The sequence below is a fragment of the Pseudomonas sp. 3MAES_34.3B genome (genome assembly GCF_058145875.1).
On record NZ_CM176960.1, the window covers coordinates 5,405,467 to 5,423,378 of the forward strand.

A 17,912-nucleotide genomic window follows, 5' to 3' on the forward strand; every position below is an offset into this window, starting at 1 on the left:
GAAAGTTAGGCGCATTCAATCGCTTGCCCCGCGTGGTGTCAACCCCAACCGGAGATGGCGGTTACGGTTTTTTCTTTTCCGGGCGCTTCCACCCTTCTATGTTCCTTTGGCGTGCCCGCGCCACGCCAAGCTGGCTCTCAGGTACGTCGGCAGTGATGGTCGAGCCCGCAGCAGTGGTGGCACCGTTACCTACACTCACTGGCGCAACCAAAGCGTTGTTGGAGCCGATAAATACATCCTCACCCAACACCGTTCGGAATTTGTTGGCGCCGTCGTAGTTGCAAGTGATGGTGCCAGCGCCAATATTCGCCCTTGCGCCGATGCTTGCGTCTCCCAGGTAGCTGAGATGGCCCGCCTTGGCGCCCGGGCCCATGTGAGCGTTTTTCAGTTCCACGAAGTTACCCACATGCGCTTTTTCGTCCAGCACAGTGCCAGGGCGCAGCCGAGCGAACGGGCCAGCGTCCGCACCCTCGCCTACTACAGCGCCTTCAATATGGGTAAAGGGTTTGATGACCGCCCCGCGCTTGATCACCGAGTCCCGAATGACCACATTGGCGCCAATCTGCACGTTGTCCTCGATGACCACTCTACCTTCGAGCACCACATTGACGTCGAGGATTACATCCCGCCCCGCGATCACATCGCCGCGAATATCGAGGCGGGCCGGATCACGCAGGGTTACGCCTTCGGCCATCAGCCGTTCGGCTTCGCGCAGCTGATAGAAACGCTCCAGCTGTGCAAGCTGACGGCGGTCATTGGCGCCCTGCACTTCCATCGCTTGTGGAGCACTGTGGGTAACTACCTCCAGGCCATCCGCCACGGCCATGGCAATCACATCGGTAAGATAGTATTCGCCTTGGACATTGTTGTTCGATAAGCGCGCCATCCACCCCGCCAAGAGCGCAGTCGGCAGCGCGAGAATACCCGTGTTGCCTTCGCGGACCGCCCGCTGCGCCTCGCTGGCGTCTTTGTGTTCCACGATCGCCGTCACCTTGCCTTGGCCATCGCGAATGATGCGGCCGTAACCGGTAGGGTCTGGCAACTCGACCGTAAGCAGCGCCAGCTGGTTTTCGCTCGCCTTCTCAAGCAAAGCCCGGAGCGTCTCTGCGCGGATGAGGGGAACGTCGCCGTACAACACTAGCGTCGTGGCCGAGGCCAAACCATTCTGGGCTTGGGCAACTGCATGTCCCGTACCCAGCTGTTCGGCCTGAACCACAAACTGAATATCTTCATCCCGGAAGGCTTCTCGCACTTGCTCTGCACCATGGCCGATCACAACGTGTATACCCACAGGGGCGAGTTGCCTGGCGCTGTGGATAACATGCCCGAGCATCGAGCGACCGGCAACCGGGTGTAATACCTTGGGTAAAGCCGAGCGCATACGGGTGCCTTGGCCGGCAGCGAGGATAACGATATCGAGAGACATGGAAGGCCTGGGGATAAAAAAGAAAAAGGGTAGCCGAGGCTACCCTTTTACTCAATCACACATAAAGCGTGGCGGAGTTATCCACCGTACTTCTTGCGGATCTGCTGCACGGTACGAAGCTGAGCAGCCGCTTCGGCCAAGCGGGCGGCTGCCGCACTATAGTCGAAATCGGAGCCCTTCTCGTGCAGGGCCTTCTCGGCAGCCTTCACGGCGTCCTGAGCAGAGGCTTCATCAAGATCGGCGGCGCGCTGCACGGTATCGGCCAAGACCTTTACCACGTTCGGCTGCACTTCAAGGAAACCACCGGAGATGTAGAACACCTCGGCTTCGCCACCTTGCTTGATCAAGCGGATCGGACCCGGTTTCAGGTCCGTAAGCAACGGCGCATGGCCTGGAGCGATACCAAGATCACCCAGGTTACCGTGCGCGATCACCATCTCTACGAGGCCGGAGAAGATCTCCCCTTCCGCGCTGACGATATCGCAATGGACAGTCATAGCCATCTACTTGCCTCAACCTGAAAGCGCCCGTTGCCGGGCGCCGGGATTACAGTTTCTTGGCCTTCTCGATCGCTTCTTCGATGCCGCCGACCATGTAGAACGCCTGTTCTGGCAGGTGGTCGTAGTCACCGTTGAGGATGCCTTTGAAGCCTGCGATGGTGTCTTTCAGGGAAACGTATTTACCCGAGGCACCGGTGAAGACTTCGGCAACGAAGAACGGCTGGGACAGGAAGCGCTGGATTTTCCGTGCACGAGAAACCAGTTGCTTGTCGCTTTCCGACAGCTCGTCCATACCGAGGATGGCGATGATGTCCTTCAGTTCCTTGTAACGCTGCAGCACATACTGAACGCCGCGAGCGGTGTCGTAGTGCTCCTGGCCGATCACCAGCGGATCGAGCTGGCGAGAGGTCGAGTCCAGTGGGTCGACTGCAGGGTAGATACCCAACGAGGCGATGTCACGGGACAGTACCACGGTCGCGTCCAAGTGAGCGAAGGTGGTGGCTGGCGACGGGTCGGTCAGGTCGTCCGCGGGAACGTAAACAGCCTGGATCGAAGTGATCGAACCATTCTTGGTGGAAGTGATGCGCTCCTGAAGCACGCCCATCTCTTCTGCCAGGGTAGGCTGATAACCTACTGCGGAAGGCATACGGCCCAGCAGTGCGGATACTTCGGTACCGGCCAGGGTGTAACGATAGATGTTGTCGACGAACAGCAGAACGTCGTTACCTTCGTCACGGAATTTCTCAGCCATGGTCAGACCGGTCAGCGCTACGCGCAGGCGGTTTCCTGGTGGCTCGTTCATTTGGCCGTAGACAAGGGCTACCTTGTCCAGAACGTTGGAGTCCTTCATCTCGTGGTAGAAGTCGTTCCCTTCACGGGTACGCTCACCCACACCTGCGAACACGGAGTAACCGCTGTGCTCGATGGCGATGTTGCGGATCAGTTCCATCATGTTGACGGTCTTGCCCACGCCGGCGCCGCCGAACAGGCCAACCTTGCCGCCTTTGGCGAACGGGCAAACCAGGTCGATAACCTTGATGCCGGTTTCCAGCAGCTCGTTACCGCCCGCCTGGTCGGCGAACGATGGAGCCGAACGGTGGATGGTCCAGCGCTCTTCTTCACCGATAGGGCCGGCTTCGTCGATCGGGTTACCGAGCACGTCCATGATACGGCCCAGGGTAGCCTTGCCAACCGGTACCGCGATGGCAGCGTTGGTGTCGACCACGTCGAGGCCACGCTTGAGGCCCTCGGTGGAACCCATCGCAATGGTACGTACCACGCCGTCGCCCAGCTGCTGCTGAACTTCCAGGGTGGTCTCCGCGCCTTGAACCTTCAGCGCGTTGTAGATGCTCGGTACGCTGTCGCGTGGGAATTCCACGTCGATCACGGCGCCGATGATTTGAACGATACGTCCGCTACTCATAGCTGGATCCTCTGAATATTTGAACCGTTAAACCGCGGCAGCGCCGCCGACGATTTCCGAGATCTCTTGGGTGATCGCAGCCTGACGCGCCTTGTTGTAGACCAGCTGCAATTCGCTGATCAGATCACCGGCGTTATCAGTGGCATTCTTCATGGCGATCATCCGCGCCGCTTGCTCAGAAGCGTTGTTCTCCACCACTGCCTGGTAGACCTGCGACTCCACGTAACGCACCATCAGGCCGTCGAGCAGCTCTTTGGCGTCGGGTTCGTACAGGTAATCCCAGTGATGCTTGAGCGCTTGATCCGGGGTTGCAACCAACGGTACCAACTGCTCTACCACGGGCTTCTGCACCATGGTGTTGATGAACTTGTTGGACGCTACGCACAGGCGGTCGATACGGCCTTCGAGGTAGGCGTCCAGCATCACCTTGACGCTACCGATCAGATCATTGATCGACGGCTCTTCGCCCAGGTGGCTGATCGCAGCGACAACGTTACCGCCAAAGCTGCGGAAGAACGAAGCGCCCTTGCTGCCCACCACGCACAGGTCGATTTCCACGCCCTTGTCGCGATTGGCAGCCATGTCCTTGACCAGGGCCTTGAACAGGTTGGTGTTCAAGCCACCGCACAGGCCGCGATCACTGCTCACCACAACGTAGCCGACACGCTTTACAGCGCGCTCGACCATGAACGGGTGACGGTATTCGGGGTTGGCGTTGGCCAGGTGACCAATTACCTGGCGGATATGGTCCGCATAGGGACGGCTAGCAGCCATGCGCAGTTGTGCCTTGCGCATTTTGCTGACCGCCACCTTTTCCATGGCGCTGGTAATTTTTTGCGTGCTTTTGATGCTCGCAATCTTGCCGCGAATCTCTTTTGCGCCTGCCATGTTTCACCTATCAGGTTAGCAAGCGGGGGCCGAAGCCCCCGCTGCGGCTTACCAGGTCTGGGTGGCCTTGAACTTCTCGATACCCGCCTTGATACCGGCGTCGATCTCGTCGTTGAAGTCGCCCTTCACGTTGATCTTCGCCAACAGCTCGGCGTGATCGCGGTGGAAGTAAGCAATGAGCGCCTGCTCGAAGCTGCCGATCTTGGAGATTTCCACGTCGGTCAGGAAACCACGCTCGGCGGCATACAGCGACAGCGACATCTCAGCGATGGACATTGGCGCGTACTGCTTCTGCTTCATCAGCTCGGTAACGCGCTGACCATGCTCCAGCTGCTTGCGGGTCGCTTCGTCCAGGTCGGAAGCGAACTGCGCGAACGCAGCCAGTTCACGGTACTGGGCCAGCGCGGTACGGATACCACCGGACAGCTTCTTGATGATCTTGGTCTGAGCGGCACCACCTACACGGGATACCGACACACCGGCGTTGACCGCCGGGCGGATGCCCGAGTTGAACATGCCGGACTCGAGGAAGATCTGGCCGTCGGTAATCGAGATCACGTTGGTTGGAACGAACGCCGAAACGTCGCCAGCCTGGGTTTCGATCAGCGGCAGAGCGGTCAGCGAGCCGGTTTTACCGGTCACGGCGCCATTGGTGAACTTCTCTACGTATTCCTCGGATACGCGGGATGCGCGCTCCAGCAGGCGGGAGTGGAGATAGAACACGTCACCCGGGTAGGCTTCACGGCCTGGCGGACGGCGCAGCAGCAGGGAGATCTGGCGGTAAGCTACGGCCTGCTTGGACAGGTCATCGTAAACGATCAGGGCATCTTCGCCGCGGTCGCGGAAGAATTCGCCCATGGTGCAACCCGAGTAGGGTGCCAGGTACTGCAGCGCGGCCGATTCGGAAGCCGAAGCAGCAACGATGATGGTGTTCGCCAGCGCGCCATGCTCTTCAAGCTTACGCACGATGTTGGCAATGGTGGACTGCTTCTGGCCGATAGCCACATACACACAGAAGACACCGCTGTTCTTCTGGTTGATGATGGCGTCGATGGCCAGTGCGGTCTTGCCGATCTGACGGTCACCAATGATCAGCTCGCGCTGGCCACGGCCTACCGGGATCATTGCGTCGACGGCCTTGTAGCCGGTCTGCAGGGGCTGATCCACGGACTTACGCCAGATAACGCCCGGCGCGACTTTTTCAACCGCGTCGGTTTCGGTGTGGCCCAGTGGGCCCTTGCCGTCAACCGGATTACCCAGAGCGTCGACAACGCGACCCAGCAGGGCCTTGCCGACCGGCACTTCAAGGATACGGCCGGTGCACTTGGCACTCATGCCTTCGGCCAGAGTGGTGTAGGCACCCAGGACCACGGCACCTACCGAGTCCTGTTCCAGGTTGAGCGCCATACCGAAGACGCCGTCCGGGAACTCGATCATTTCGCCGTACATGACGTCGGTCAGACCGTGGATCCGCACGATACCGTCAGACACGCTGACTACGGTACCTTCGTTGCGGGCCTGAGAGGTGACATCGAGCTGGTCGATGCGCCCCTTGATGATTTCGCTAATTTCGGAAGGATTGAGTTGCTGCATTGCTCTGCTGCCCCTTCAAACTCAAGATTTCAGTGCTTCGGCAAGTTGCGCGATTTTTCCGCGCACCGAGCCATCGATTACCAGGTCACCGGCGCGGATGACGACACCACCAATAAGGCTGGCATCCTCCGCAGCGTGCAGTCGCACTTCCCGGCCGAGCCGTGCACTGAGAACCTTGGCGAGTTTGTCTTGCTGTTCTTGGTTCAATGCGAAGGCACTGGTGACGTCCACATCCACGGATTTTTCCTGTTCGGCCTTGTACAGGTCGAACAGCGCCGAGATCTCCGGTAGAAGGAGAAGACGGTCGTTTTCCGCGGCAACGTGAATGAAATTACGTGCCTGTGCATCAAACTTCTCACCGCATACCTGGATAAAGGCTGCGGCCTTTTCTGCGCTCGTCAGTCGCGGGGCCTTGAGCAATTGCCGCATGGTGCCGTCTTCCGACACCGCTGCAGCCAGGCCGAGCATGGCTGACCAATTGGCCAGTTGCTGGTGGGCCTGGGCATGCTCGAAGGCCGCCTTGGCGTAAGGTCGGGCCAACGTGGTCAGTTCTGCCATGATCGCCCTCGCTTAAATTTCAGCGGCCAGTTTGTTGACCAGCTCCGCGTGCGCGTTTTGATCGATAGACGATCCCAGGATTTTCTCTGCGCCAGTGACAGCCAGCAGGCCCACTTGGGCACGCAAGGCATCCTTGGCGCTGTTCAGTTCCTGCTCGATCTCTGCCACAGCCTGTGCTTTCACACGCTCTGCCTCGACGCGAGCCTGTTCACGGGCTTCGTCGACGATCTGAGTGCCACGCTTCTTGGCCTGCTCGATGATCTCGGCAGCTTGTGCCTTGGCTTCGCGCAGTTGTTGACCCGCTTTATCTTGGGCCAATTCCAGGTCGCGAGCAGCACGGCTGGCAGCGTCCAGACCATCAGCGATCTTCTTCTGGCGTTCCTGCAGAGCCGCGATGACCGGAGGCCATACGCACTTCATGCAGAACCACACGAAAATGAAGAACGCAACGGACTGGCCTATCAGGGTTGCATTAATGTTCACGCCAACACCTCGCTCGTTCGTTGTACATCACACCAATCACTCGAAATCGAGTGATCAGCCGGCGATCTGACCAACGAAGGGGTTCGCGAAGGTGAAGAACAGGGCGATACCAACACCGATCATGGTCACGGCGTCGAGCAGGCCGGCGACGATGAACATTTTAACTTGCAGCATAGGGACCATTTCCGGTTGGCGAGCAGCGCCTTCCAGGAACTTGCCGCCCAGCAGGCCGAAGCCGATAGCGGTACCCAGTGCGCCCAGGCCGATCAGCAGAGCAACAGCGATAGCGGTCAGACCAACTACAGTTTCCATCTTTCCTCCCGACTTTTTACGTCGTATTGGTTAGGTTTTCTTAGGTTTAAAGCGGTAAAGCAAAGTATTCAAAGAGCCGTCTCGACGCAGGCGCCGGGTTGCGGCTCTCCTTCCTGGGGGTGAACCCCGGGAAGGACATAAGACGCGCCAGACGAGCCTTAATGGTTATCTTCGTGCGCCATCGACAGGTAGACGATGGTCAGCATCATGAAGATGAACGCTTGCAGGGTGATGATCAGGATGTGGAACACTGCCCACGCCCATTGCAGCACCACGCCCAGGCCACTGAGCCAGAGCAGGCCGCTACCGAACATCACCGCGATGAGGATGAACACCAGCTCGCCGGCATACATGTTGCCGAACAACCGGAGCGCCAGCGAAATAGGCTTGGCGATCAGGGTTACGAATTCGAGCAGGAAGTTGACCGGAATCAGCAGGATCTGCACTGCGGTGTTCTTGCTGCTGAACGGGTGCAGGGTGAGCTCACCGATGAAACCGCCCAGCCCCTTGACCTTGATGCTGTAGAAAATGATCAAGGCGAACACGGACAGGGCCATGCCCAGGGTCGCATTCGGGTCGGTCGTCGAGACCGCGCGGAAGGCAATCTCGTGATCACCCGACAGTTTGGCGGCAATCTGCGGAATCCAGTCGACCGGGATGAGGTCGATGGCATTCATCAGGAAGACCCAGGCGAAGATGGTCAGAGCGAGCGGTGCGATCACCGGGCTGCGACCGTGGAAGCTGTCCTTCACACTACCGTCGACGAATTCGACCAGAACTTCCACGAAGTTCTGCAGGCCGCTTGGCTGACCGGACGTTGCCTTGCGCGCCGCGAGGCGGAACAGGAGAACGAAGATCAGGCCCAGGGCAACGGACCAGCCGAGCGTGTCGACATGGAATGCCCAGAAGCCCATGGCCTTGGCCTCGGCGGCGCTATGGGCGAAGCCCCAGCTACCGTCGGCGAGCTGGCCGAAGGTGAGGTTTTGAAGGTGGTGCTGTATATAGCCCGAAGCGGTTTCTGCTGCCATGGTTGCCTCAAACGCCCTAAGGTCTCGAAAATCTTGTTCTCATGAGCAAGGGTGCGAACCAGTTGACCCCTTGGATCAACAGGAACACGCCGAACAGCGCCAACGGCGCCAGCGGCTTTACCCCTACGAACGCCAGTGCAAACAGCACTGCCGTTAAAATCAGTTTTCCTGCTTCGCCGGCGTAGAACGACCGAACGATAGCCTGTGCTGCTCGGGCGCCGCTGAAGCGGAACGCCTTGAACGCGAAATAAACGTTGGGTAGCCAAGCGATCAGGCCCCCACAAAAGCCCGAGTAACCGCTAACCACTCCGTGCCACTGCCATAACACCAACGCGGCCAGTAGCAATGTCACCCATTGAGCCAGCAGGACGGGAAATACAGCCCACCGATGGAAGGGCAAGCGGTTTGGCGTGCGGGTTTCCATCGTTCTGACTCCTGGAGGCCGGCCCGCCGTAAAACCACGACTTGGCATAGAATGTGCCGACAAAATGCGCGCAGAGTATAGGGGCGGTTCAGCCCCTGTTCAACTACCGGCTCGGCTTTTCCGACTGGTCGCTTGAAACTCATTGTTTCAGCGAATGTGGGCAAGCACCCCCTGGAGCTCGTCCAGCGAGTTATACCGGATCACCAGTTGGCCTTTGCCCTTGTCTCCGTGCCGAATCTGCACCGCAGACCCCAGCCGCTCTGCGAGGCGTTGTTCCAGCCGGGCAATATCCGGATCGCTGCGCTGCTCTTTTTTAGGCTGCTCTGTGGTGTTGAGCCATTGGCGTACCAGTGCCTCGGTTTGGCGCACAGTAAGGCCACGTGCGACAACATGTCGCGCCCCATCAAGCTGTCGCTCGTCCGGCAGCCCAAGCAAGGCCCTGGCGTGACCCATTTCAAGGTCGCCGTGCGCCAGCATCGTCTTGATGCCCTCAGGCAGCGTAATCAAGCGCAGAAGGTTGGTCACCGTAGCCCGCGATTTGCCTACCGCTTCGGCAACCTGCTGCTGGGTAAGCTGAAATTCCTGCTGCAAACGCTGTAACGCGATGGCCTCCTCCAACGGGTTGAGGTCCTCGCGCTGAATGTTCTCGATCAGCGCCATGGCAATGGCCGTTTCGTCGGGCACCTCACGTACCATCGCCGGGATCCGCTCTTGTCCAGCCTGCTGGCTGGCACGCCATCGCCGCTCACCTGCAATGATTTCATAGCGGCCGCTGCCAATCGGGCGCACTACAATCGGTTGCATCACGCCCTGTGCACGAATGGACTGAGCCAGCTCCTCAAGGGCCTGGGGGTCCATGTCACGGCGAGGCTGGTATTTACCGCGCTGGATCACATCGAGTGGAAGGTATTGCAGTTCCTTCTCGTCCAGCCGAACCGCCTGGGCTTCAAGCACCGAGGCCGAGGGGCCGCTGAGCAGCGCGTCGAGCCCGCGGCCCAGCCCCCGTTTCTTCACAGCCATTGGATTTCCTTAAACCGCCGCAGCGGTACGAGCCTTGCGGCGTTGACGGCGAACCATTTCATTGGCCAATTCGAGATAGGCCAGAGCGCCTCGCGACTGTTTGTCGTAAGCCAGCGCCGGCATGCCGAAGCTGGGTGCTTCAGCGAGGCGAATATTGCGTGGGATGACCGTATCGTAAAGTTGCTCGCCAAAATGCGCTTTCAACTGGGCAGAGACATCGTTGATCAGGCTCAACCGCGGATCGTACATGGTTCTCAGCAGGCCTTCGATCTTGAGCTCGGGGTTGATGGCCGCCCCGATACGCTTGATGTTATCCACAAGGTCACTAAGGCCCTCGAGCGCAAAGTATTCGCACTGCATGGGGATAACTACCCCATCAGCTGCCACGAGCGCGTTCAAGGTAAGCATCGACAGCGACGGCGGGCAGTCGATCAGGATGAAATCGTAGTTTTCACGGATAGGCGCCAGTGCGTTTCGCAGGCGGCTTTCCTTCATCTGCATTTCGAGCAGCACGACTTCAGCAGCGGTAAGGTCTCTGTTGGCTGGCAGCAGCTGATAGCCACCATGTTCAGAGAAGTGCATGGCTTCGCTGAGATCGCATTCTCCGATCAACAGATCGTAGACCGAGCGCTCGAGCGCATGCTTATCCACACCGCTGCCCATCGTGGCATTACCTTGCGGGTCGAGGTCGATCAACAGCACCCGCCGCTTGGTAGCGACCAGTGAAGCCGCGAGGTTGATGCAGGTCGTGGTTTTACCGACCCCGCCTTTCTGGTTCGCGATCGCGAATACCTTAGCCATTGTCGCTCGTGTTCCCCGTCATGCCTTGCGGCGCAATATCAGTAGATGCCTTTGGCCCTGGCAACCTGGCACGGCCAAAGCATGCGCGCTATCGATTTCAAAGTCAGCAGGCAATGCTACCAGTTCGTCCACAGGATGCTGACCCTTCATGGCCAACCAGCGGCTTGAGTTATCCCCAAGGTGACGGGTCCAGGTAGCAAAATCCTCGAGGCTGCTAAACGCCCTTGAAACAATCCCGTCGTAGGGAGTTTCAGGGTTGTGAGCTTCCACGCGGCTGTGGATGACTTCAAGGTTGGCCAGTTTCAGTTCCAGCTTCACTTGGGTCTGGAAGCGGGTTTTCTTGCCATTGCTGTCCAGTGTGGTCACGTATTTGTCAGGGTACAGGATGGCCAGCGGAATCCCGGGCATGCCACCTCCGCTGCCTACGTCCAGCCAACGTGAGCCTGCACCGATGTAAGCAGCAATGCTCAAACTGTCTAGCAGGTGGCGCGATACCATTTCGTCCGGATCACGCACCGCCGTCAGGTTGTACGCCTTGTTCCATTTGATCAACAAGGCCAGATAGGCCAGTAGCTGGTCTTCCTGTTGAAGCGTCAGGTCTACGCCCAAGGCGCGAGCACCTGTGGACAACTCGTCACGTTGTTGGAGAGTAATCGAATCGATCAAGCACTTTGCTCCACTTGTCGAACGGCACCGCGTTTTTTCAGGTGAATCATCAACAGCGAAATGGCCGCCGGTGTTACTCCAGGGATACGCGAGGCCTGGCCTAACGTTTCCGGGCGTGCCTGGGACAGCTTCGACTGAATTTCCTTCGACAGGCCAGAGATGCCCGGATAGTCGATATCCACAGGCAAGCGGACATTTTCGCTAGCTCTGAGTTTCTCGATCTCCTCCTGCTGACGATCGATATAACCGGCGTATTTGACCTTGATCTCTACCTGTTCGGCCACTTGTGGATCAATTTCGATGGCGCCGGTAAGCGCCGTCAGGCCGGCGTAGTCGATTTCTGGTCGGCTCAGCAGGTTCAAGAGATTGTATTCGTGGGCCAATGGCGTTCCGTAGCGTTGAGCCAAAGCGTCGCCGACCGGGGTAGACGGGCGCACCCATGTACTTTTCAGGCGCTGCTCTTCGCGCTCGATCGCCTCCCGCTTCGTACAGAACGCTGCCCAACGCGCATCATCGACCAGGCCCAGACGGCGGCCCGTTTCCGTCAATCGCAGGTCGGCATTGTCTTCGCGAAGGACCAACCGGTATTCCGCGCGGGACGTAAACATCCGATACGGTTCCTGGGTTCCCAAGGTAATCAGGTCATCCACCAATACCCCGATGTAAGCTTCATCGCGCCGGGGGCACCATGCCTCTTGCCCTTTCGCCCGCAACGCAGCGTTCGTTCCCGCCAACAACCCTTGTGCACCAGCCTCTTCGTAACCTGTGGTTCCGTTGATCTGGCCAGCGAAGAACAGCCCACCGATGGCTTTGGTTTCGAGGCTGTATTTCAGGTCCCGGGGATCAAAGTAATCGTACTCGATCGCGTAACCGGGACGCATGATGTGGGCGTTTTCCATCCCGCGAATGGACCGGACGATTTGCAATTGCACATCGAATGGCAAGGAAGTGGAAATCCCGTTCGGGTACAGCTCGTGGGTGGTCAGGCCCTCGGGCTCAATGAACACCTGGTGGCTGTCCTTGTCCGCGAACCTGTGGATCTTGTCTTCGATAGACGGGCAGTACCGCGGGCCCACTCCCTCGATCACGCCCGAATACATTGGCGAACGATCAAGGTTTGCCGCGATGATCTCATGGGTTTTGGCATTGGTATGGGTGATCCAGCAGCTCACTTGCCGCGGATGCATGTCGGCACTGCCCATGAATGACATGACGGGGATCGGCGTATCGCCTGGCTGCTCGGTCATCACGGAAAAGTCCACAGACTTCCCATCGATACGAGGCGGGGTGCCGGTTTTCAACCGACCTACACGCAGAGGCAGCTCGCGAAGGCGCTTGGCCAAGGCAATCGAAGGCGGATCACCGGCTCGGCCACCTGAGTAGTTATCAAGCCCGATGTGGATAAGGCCACCCAGGAAGGTCCCGGCAGTCAGTACTACTGCATCGGCGAGAAAACGCAGGCCCATTTGCGTGACAACTCCTCGTACCTCGTCGCCCTCGACAATCAGGTCGTCACACGCCTGCTGAAATATCCACAGGTTCGGCTGGTTTTCCAGGATATCCCGCACAGCTGCCTTGTACAGAACGCGATCAGCCTGAGCGCGCGTAGCGCGAACTGCAGGCCCTTTGCGATTGTTCAAGACACGGAACTGAATACCGCCTTTATCGGTAGCCAATGCCATGGCTCCGCCTAGCGCGTCTATTTCCTTTACCAGATGGCTCTTGCCAATACCACCGATAGCGGGGTTGCAGCTCATCTGCCCTAAGGTTTCAACGTTGTGAGTAAGCAATAGCGTGCGAGCGCCCATTCGCGCGGAAGCGAGCGCAGCCTCGGTACCGGCATGGCCTCCGCCGATGACGATCACTTCAAAACGGGAAGGGAAATCCACCACGCACCTCGTGCCTGTTCATATGGGTAATTGGGATAGCTGCGCAGTATAGGGAATTTGCCCGGGTGAATGAAACCGTCTGTGCAAAAAATAGCCAGCCGAGGATGAATGGTTGTTAACAAAAACATAAAAGAAGAGAGATTTATAAAAGCTTTGTTTTTATGTTTATTCTTAGTGAGGCCATCTTCTGTGGATAACCCTCTGGAGGCCTTGGGAAGCGGGGTTTACAGAGGTGTGGAAAACTGTCGATAGGCACCCCTGGGGGTTTGTGATAAGCCAAGATAAGCTGTGTATAAAACCGTACTTACCCACAACCGGCTTTTGTGCACGGTTTTCGCCTAGGGTTATGAAGAGCCCTCATGTACGGTTTTCCACAGGGCTCATCTGCAGATTGTGGGCAAAAAAAGCCGACCCTAGGTCGGCTTGAAAAGAATCGAGGGCTATTTTCCGATACAGAAACTTGTGAAAATCCGTCCAAGCAGGTCATCCGAAGTAAACGCCCCTGTGATTTCGCCCAGGCACTGCTGCGCCAGCCGTAAATCTTCCGCCAGCAGCTCGCCGGCTGCGGCATGAACCAGCTGGTTACGCCCATGATCAAGGTACTGTTGCGCCTGACGGAGCGCTTCCAGGTGCCTGCGGCGGGCGCTGAAGCTACCTTCGGCTGTTTGCTCGTAACCCATCACTGCCTTCAGGTGGTCTCGAAGCAAGCCCAGGCCTGCGCCGGTATCCAATGCGCTCAAGGTTAGTGTGGCCTGGCCATCAGCAGCCATACGCAGGCCGGGCTGTTCACCCGTGAGGTCTGCCTTGTTACGCACGAGGGTTACGCGTTCAAGTGATGGCGCTGTGTCCAGGAACTCAGGCCAGAGCGCGTGGGGGTCTGCCTCAGAGTCGCTACTGGCATCCACCACCAGGAGAATGCGATCGGCGTCCTGAATGGCCTTCAGCGCTCGCTCAACCCCTATCTTCTCTACAAGGTCGCCCGTGTTTCTCAGCCCCGCGGTATCGATGACATGCAGCGGCATACCGTCGATATGGATATGTTCCTTGAGAATGTCCCGCGTGGTGCCTGCGATGTCCGTAACGATCGCCGCCTCGCGTCCCGCCAGAAGATTCAACAGGCTGGACTTCCCCGCGTTGGGGCGCCCTGCAATGACCAAGGTCATGCCCTCCCGCACCAGTGCGCCCTGGCTGGCCTCTGAAAGCACCGTGGCCAGAGAAGCGCGTACGGCTTCCAGCCTGGCCAAAACGAGCCCATCGGCCAGGAAGTCGATTTCTTCCTCGGGAAAGTCTATCGCCGCTTCCACATAGATCCGCAGCTGGATCAAGGCTTCGGTAAGGGCCTCTACCCGCTGGGAGAACGCACCCTGTAACGAGCGCACGGCGTTGCGTGCGGCCTGCTCGGAGCTGGCTTCGATCAGGTCGGCGATAGCCTCGGCCTGCGCCAGGTCCAGCTTGTCGTTGAGAAATGCCCGTTCGCTGAATTCGCCAGGGCGGGCCAATCGACAGCCCAGGCCGGTGCAGCGCCGCAGCAGCATGTCCAGCACCACAGGCCCACCGTGGCCGTGGAGTTCAAGCACATCTTCCCCTGTGAAAGAGTTCGGTCCCTGGAACAGGATCGCCAGGCCCTCATCTACCACCTCGCCCTGCTCGCCATGGAAGGCGCCATGATGTGCATAGCGGGGAACGAGTGGCCGCCGCAGGATCTCGTTCGCGATCCGCTTTGCGTCGGCACCGGACACACGGACGATACCTACGCCTCCACGCCCCTGTGCAGTGGCAATGGCTGCGATGGTGTCTTTAGAAAGGTTCATGAGTTATCCACTGGAAAATGCAAAACGCCCCTATCAAGGGGCGTTTGCGAACAAGTGTAGCGGCTTAAGCCGAAGCGTTGGCGTTTGCTCGCTCAATGCTGCGGGTGATGAACCACTGCTGCAGGATCGACAACGTGTTGTTGGTGATCCAGTACAGCACAAGCCCCGCCGGGAACCACAGGAAGAAGAAGGTGAACACAATCGGCATCAGCTTCATGACCTTGGCCTGCATCGGATCCGGTGGCGCCGGGTTCAGTCGTTGCTGAATGAACATGGTGGCGCCCATGATGATGGGCAGAATGAAGAACGGATCCTTGATAGACAGGTCGGTAATCCAGAACATCCAAGGCGCCTGACGCATTTCCACGCTTTCAAGCAATACCCAGTACAGCGCCAGGAATACAGGCATCTGCACCACGATCGGCAAGCAGCCACCGAGCGGGTTGATCTTCTCTTTCTTGTACAGCTCCATCATCGCCTGGGACATCTTTTGGCGATCGTCGCCGAACTGCTCTTTGAGCGCCGCCAGACGTGGGGCTACCGCTCGCATGCGCGCCATGGACTTGTAGCTGGCGGCTGACAGCGGGAAGAACAACAGCTTGATCAGTACGGTCAGGCAGATGATCGACCAGCCCCAGTTGTTCAGCAGGCTGTGGATATGCTTGAGCAACCAGAAGATTGGCTGGGCGATGAACCACAGGAAGCCGTAGTCGACGGTCAGTTCCAGGCCTGGGGACAACTCCTTCAGCTTGTTCTGGATTTTCGGGCCGGCGTACAACGTGGCGGTTGTCTCGACCTTGGCGCCGGGCGCTACGGTCATGGTCGGGCCAGTGAAGCCAACGATGTAGTTACCCTGGCTGTCCTTGCGGGTCATCACGTTGTTGCTGTCGCCGCTGGCGGGAACCCACGCGGTAACGAAGTAGTGTTGCAACCAGGCTACCCAACCGCCCTGGACCGTTTCCTTGAACTGGCCCTTGTCGATGTCCTTCATGGGGACTTTCTTGTAGGGCTCCGAGGTTGTCCACAGCGCCGCGCCCAGGTAGGTGGCGGTGCCTGTGGCCGTGCTCGAGGAGGGATCAGAGCTCGCATCACGCTTGAGCTGGGCAAACAGGTTGCCCACCCAGGCCTGACTGCTCTGGTTGTCGATCAGGTAGCTGACCGTAAGGTCGTACTCGCCTCGCTTCAGGCTGAAGCGTTTGATGTAGCTGACGTTGTTCTGGCTGAACGAGAGGTCCACAACCAACTGGTCCTGGCCTTCGGCCAGTTGATAACTGGCGCTCGAGCTGGTGTAGAGCGGGCGGCCGGAGGCCTGAACGTCCGGGCCATTCGCCCCGGTCAGGCCGCTTTGGGCCAGATAGACGCGCTCACTGCCGTTGTCGAACAGCTGGAAAGGAATTTCCGGGTGATCCTGCCGCCGTGGATACTGGGGCAGTGTGAGTTGCACGATATCCCCGCCCTTCGGATCGATGGCGAGGTCGAGCACGTCAGTGCGGACCCGGATCAGCTCCTGGCTGGACGCTGCTGGAGCCGTTGCTGCGGCTACCGCTGGTGCGTTGGTGTCCGGCACATCGGAAGTCGTTGCGTTGGCGCCAGGTACTTGCGGTAAATCCGAAGGGATCGCGGCCTGGGTCGCTGCGCTCTGGGTCGGCAGAGCAGCCTGGCCGTAGTCCTGATTCCACTTCAGGACCAGAACGTAGGCCACGACTGCCAGGGCGCCCATCAGGATCGTACGTTTTATATCCATGATTACTCGGCTTTCGAATTATTACGAAGGGTGGACACGGACGGGACGGGATCGAAACCGCCAGCATTCCAGGGATGGCAGCGCCCCAGCCGGCGTATGGTCAGCCAGCTCCCATGCCATACGCCGTACCGGCTGATGGCTTCATGGGCATAACAGGAGCAACTGGGATAGAAACGGCAATGGCTGGCCATCAGGGGGCTAATGGCATAGCGGTAAAACTGGATCGGTAGCAGGACCAGTTTACGCATCTTGGCTGTGCTGTTCCTTGGGTTCGGTGTGAGCAGCCGGCCGAGATCGGGCCAGACGCTTCCAAAGCTTGGCGAAATGCAAATGCAGCTCAGTGTTCTCGAGGTCGCCGAGCCCCTTTCGGGCCACGATGACGATATCCCAGCCAGCCAGTGATTCCTGGTGATGGCGGAACGAGTCACGGATCACACGTTTGATACGGTTGCGCTGCACTGACAGCTTGACGCTTTTCTTGCCGATCACCAGCCCGAGGCGTGGATGATCGAGCTGGTTATCCTTGGCAAGGATCAGGAGATGCTTCCCCGGGACCTTGCCGGTCGGGGAGTCAAAGACTGCCTTGAATTGCTTCGGAACAAGCAGTCGCTTGCTCCGGCTGAAGTCCTGACTCACCTACCTGTGCCGGCAAATCAGACAGCCAGACGCTTACGGCCCTTGGCGCGACGACGCGACAGGACGGCGCGGCCGTTCTTGGTGGCCATGCGAGCACGGAAACCGTGGGTGCGAGCGCGCTTGATGGTGCTGGGTTGGAAAGTACGTTTCATGGACAGTTACCTGGTTGGTCGGCTGGGCCCCAATGGCCCGGTTTTCAAGAGACCGGCGATTCTATTGAAAGCACGGGCATAGGTCAATTTCCGACCAGCTTTTCCTTACATATGGTTACAGGGCCCTTCACGTCAGAGCGGGGGCAGGAAACAGAAATAAAAAGAAGGACGTATAAAAAGCTTTTCTGTAGAGCTTATAAAGCTTGAGGAAGCCATTGCTTGTGGATAACCTGATTTCACCCAATAGAACGGGACCTTTGGAAGCTGCCAAAGGTTGTCCACAAGCAGCTGGCATCCTGTTCAGTCTGTGGATAGAACCTGTGCATAGAATCAGAAGATATCCACAGCTGGGTTATCAACAGGGTTTGAACCCTACTAACCCACTGGGCTCCGGCTACGTTTTCCACAGGGCTCCGGACGGTGGGTATTCATGCTTTTTTCCAAGCGGTCCGGCGGTATTTCCTCCGCCGAGCGGCAGGTGTGGATAACTACCTCGGTGCTAGGTACAATGGCCGACGCTTTTTTGCCCTTCGGGCTTATCTATCTCTGGGGATTCCT

General features: G+C 58.4%; 19 protein-coding genes. All 19 read right to left on the bottom strand.

Annotated features, from left to right (window positions below):
• Nucleotides 1-61: 61 nt before the first annotated feature.
• Nucleotides 62-1,426 carry a bifunctional UDP-N-acetylglucosamine diphosphorylase/glucosamine-1-phosphate N-acetyltransferase GlmU gene (gene glmU, locus AC3Z8Y_RS24400; protein WP_490087915.1) on the bottom strand — a complete coding sequence of 455 codons (1,365 nt, stop codon included), beginning with the start codon at nt 1,424-1,426 and terminating at the stop codon, nt 62-64.
• Nucleotides 1,427-1,503: 77 nt separating this feature from the next.
• Nucleotides 1,504-1,929, bottom strand: a complete 426-nt coding sequence (locus tag AC3Z8Y_RS24405) for a F0F1 ATP synthase subunit epsilon (RefSeq protein WP_181111168.1) — start codon at nt 1,927-1,929, stop codon at nt 1,504-1,506.
• Between the two features lie 43 nt (nt 1,930-1,972).
• A complete protein-coding gene (gene atpD, locus AC3Z8Y_RS24410; RefSeq protein WP_181111169.1) occupies nt 1,973-3,349 on the bottom strand; it encodes a F0F1 ATP synthase subunit beta in 1,377 nt (458 codons plus the stop codon).
• A 27-nt stretch (nt 3,350-3,376) separates the two neighbouring features.
• Nucleotides 3,377-4,237: a F0F1 ATP synthase subunit gamma gene (atpG, locus tag AC3Z8Y_RS24415; protein WP_490087916.1), complete on the bottom strand. Its 861-nt coding sequence runs from the start codon at nt 4,235-4,237 to the stop codon at nt 3,377-3,379.
• 48 nt (nt 4,238-4,285) lie between these two features.
• Entirely contained in the window at nt 4,286-5,830 is a 1,545-nt protein-coding gene (atpA, locus tag AC3Z8Y_RS24420) for a F0F1 ATP synthase subunit alpha (protein WP_490087917.1), read from the bottom strand.
• Between the two features lie 21 nt (nt 5,831-5,851).
• Nucleotides 5,852-6,388, bottom strand: a complete 537-nt coding sequence (locus AC3Z8Y_RS24425) for a F0F1 ATP synthase subunit delta (RefSeq protein ID WP_181119195.1) — start codon at nt 6,386-6,388, stop codon at nt 5,852-5,854.
• A gap of 12 nt (nt 6,389-6,400) precedes the next feature.
• The gene (locus AC3Z8Y_RS24430) at nt 6,401-6,871 is read right to left on the bottom strand and encodes a F0F1 ATP synthase subunit B (RefSeq protein ID WP_181111173.1); all 471 of its coding nucleotides are present in this window, start codon (nt 6,869-6,871) and stop codon (nt 6,401-6,403) included.
• A gap of 54 nt (nt 6,872-6,925) precedes the next feature.
• On the bottom strand, nt 6,926-7,183 hold the full coding sequence (gene atpE, locus AC3Z8Y_RS24435; RefSeq protein WP_003097235.1) for a F0F1 ATP synthase subunit C: 258 nt from the start codon (nt 7,181-7,183) through the stop codon (nt 6,926-6,928).
• Nucleotides 7,184-7,341: 158 nt separating this feature from the next.
• Nucleotides 7,342-8,211: a F0F1 ATP synthase subunit A gene (atpB, locus tag AC3Z8Y_RS24440; protein WP_181111174.1), complete on the bottom strand. Its 870-nt coding sequence runs from the start codon at nt 8,209-8,211 to the stop codon at nt 7,342-7,344.
• A 16-nt stretch (nt 8,212-8,227) separates the two neighbouring features.
• Entirely contained in the window at nt 8,228-8,635 is a 408-nt protein-coding gene (locus tag AC3Z8Y_RS24445; protein ID WP_490087918.1) for a F0F1 ATP synthase subunit I, read from the bottom strand.
• 147 nt (nt 8,636-8,782) lie between these two features.
• Nucleotides 8,783-9,655, bottom strand: a complete 873-nt coding sequence (locus AC3Z8Y_RS24450) for a ParB/RepB/Spo0J family partition protein (protein ID WP_490087919.1) — start codon at nt 9,653-9,655, stop codon at nt 8,783-8,785.
• A 9-nt stretch (nt 9,656-9,664) separates the two neighbouring features.
• Nucleotides 9,665-10,456, bottom strand: a complete 792-nt coding sequence (locus tag AC3Z8Y_RS24455) for a ParA family protein (protein ID WP_490087920.1) — start codon at nt 10,454-10,456, stop codon at nt 9,665-9,667.
• 18 nt (nt 10,457-10,474) lie between these two features.
• A complete protein-coding gene (gene rsmG / locus AC3Z8Y_RS24460; protein ID WP_490090083.1) occupies nt 10,475-11,119 on the bottom strand; it encodes a 16S rRNA (guanine(527)-N(7))-methyltransferase RsmG in 645 nt (214 codons plus the stop codon).
• Nucleotides 11,119-13,011: a tRNA uridine-5-carboxymethylaminomethyl(34) synthesis enzyme MnmG gene (gene mnmG / locus AC3Z8Y_RS24465; protein ID WP_490087921.1), complete on the bottom strand. Its 1,893-nt coding sequence runs from the start codon at nt 13,009-13,011 to the stop codon at nt 11,119-11,121. Before mnmG ends, rsmG begins: the two co-directional genes overlap by 1 nt.
• A gap of 440 nt (nt 13,012-13,451) precedes the next feature.
• Nucleotides 13,452-14,822 carry a tRNA uridine-5-carboxymethylaminomethyl(34) synthesis GTPase MnmE gene (gene mnmE / locus AC3Z8Y_RS24470; protein ID WP_490087922.1) on the bottom strand — a complete coding sequence of 457 codons (1,371 nt, stop codon included), beginning with the start codon at nt 14,820-14,822 and terminating at the stop codon, nt 13,452-13,454.
• Between the two features lie 64 nt (nt 14,823-14,886).
• A complete protein-coding gene (gene yidC / locus AC3Z8Y_RS24475) occupies nt 14,887-16,566 on the bottom strand; it encodes a membrane protein insertase YidC (RefSeq protein ID WP_490087923.1) in 1,680 nt (559 codons plus the stop codon).
• 2 nt (nt 16,567-16,568) lie between these two features.
• Nucleotides 16,569-16,814 (bottom strand): membrane protein insertion efficiency factor YidD, encoded by a 246-nt coding sequence (gene yidD / locus AC3Z8Y_RS24480; RefSeq protein WP_490087924.1) that lies wholly within the window; start codon nt 16,812-16,814, stop codon nt 16,569-16,571.
• The gene (gene rnpA / locus AC3Z8Y_RS24485) at nt 16,807-17,202 is read right to left on the bottom strand and encodes a ribonuclease P protein component (protein WP_181111183.1); all 396 of its coding nucleotides are present in this window, start codon (nt 17,200-17,202) and stop codon (nt 16,807-16,809) included. The genes yidD and rnpA overlap by 8 nt, the downstream gene beginning before the upstream one ends.
• A 17-nt stretch (nt 17,203-17,219) precedes the next feature.
• Nucleotides 17,220-17,354, bottom strand: a complete 135-nt coding sequence (gene rpmH, locus AC3Z8Y_RS24490) for a 50S ribosomal protein L34 (protein WP_002551315.1) — start codon at nt 17,352-17,354, stop codon at nt 17,220-17,222.
• Between the last annotated feature and the right edge of the window lie 558 nt (nt 17,355-17,912).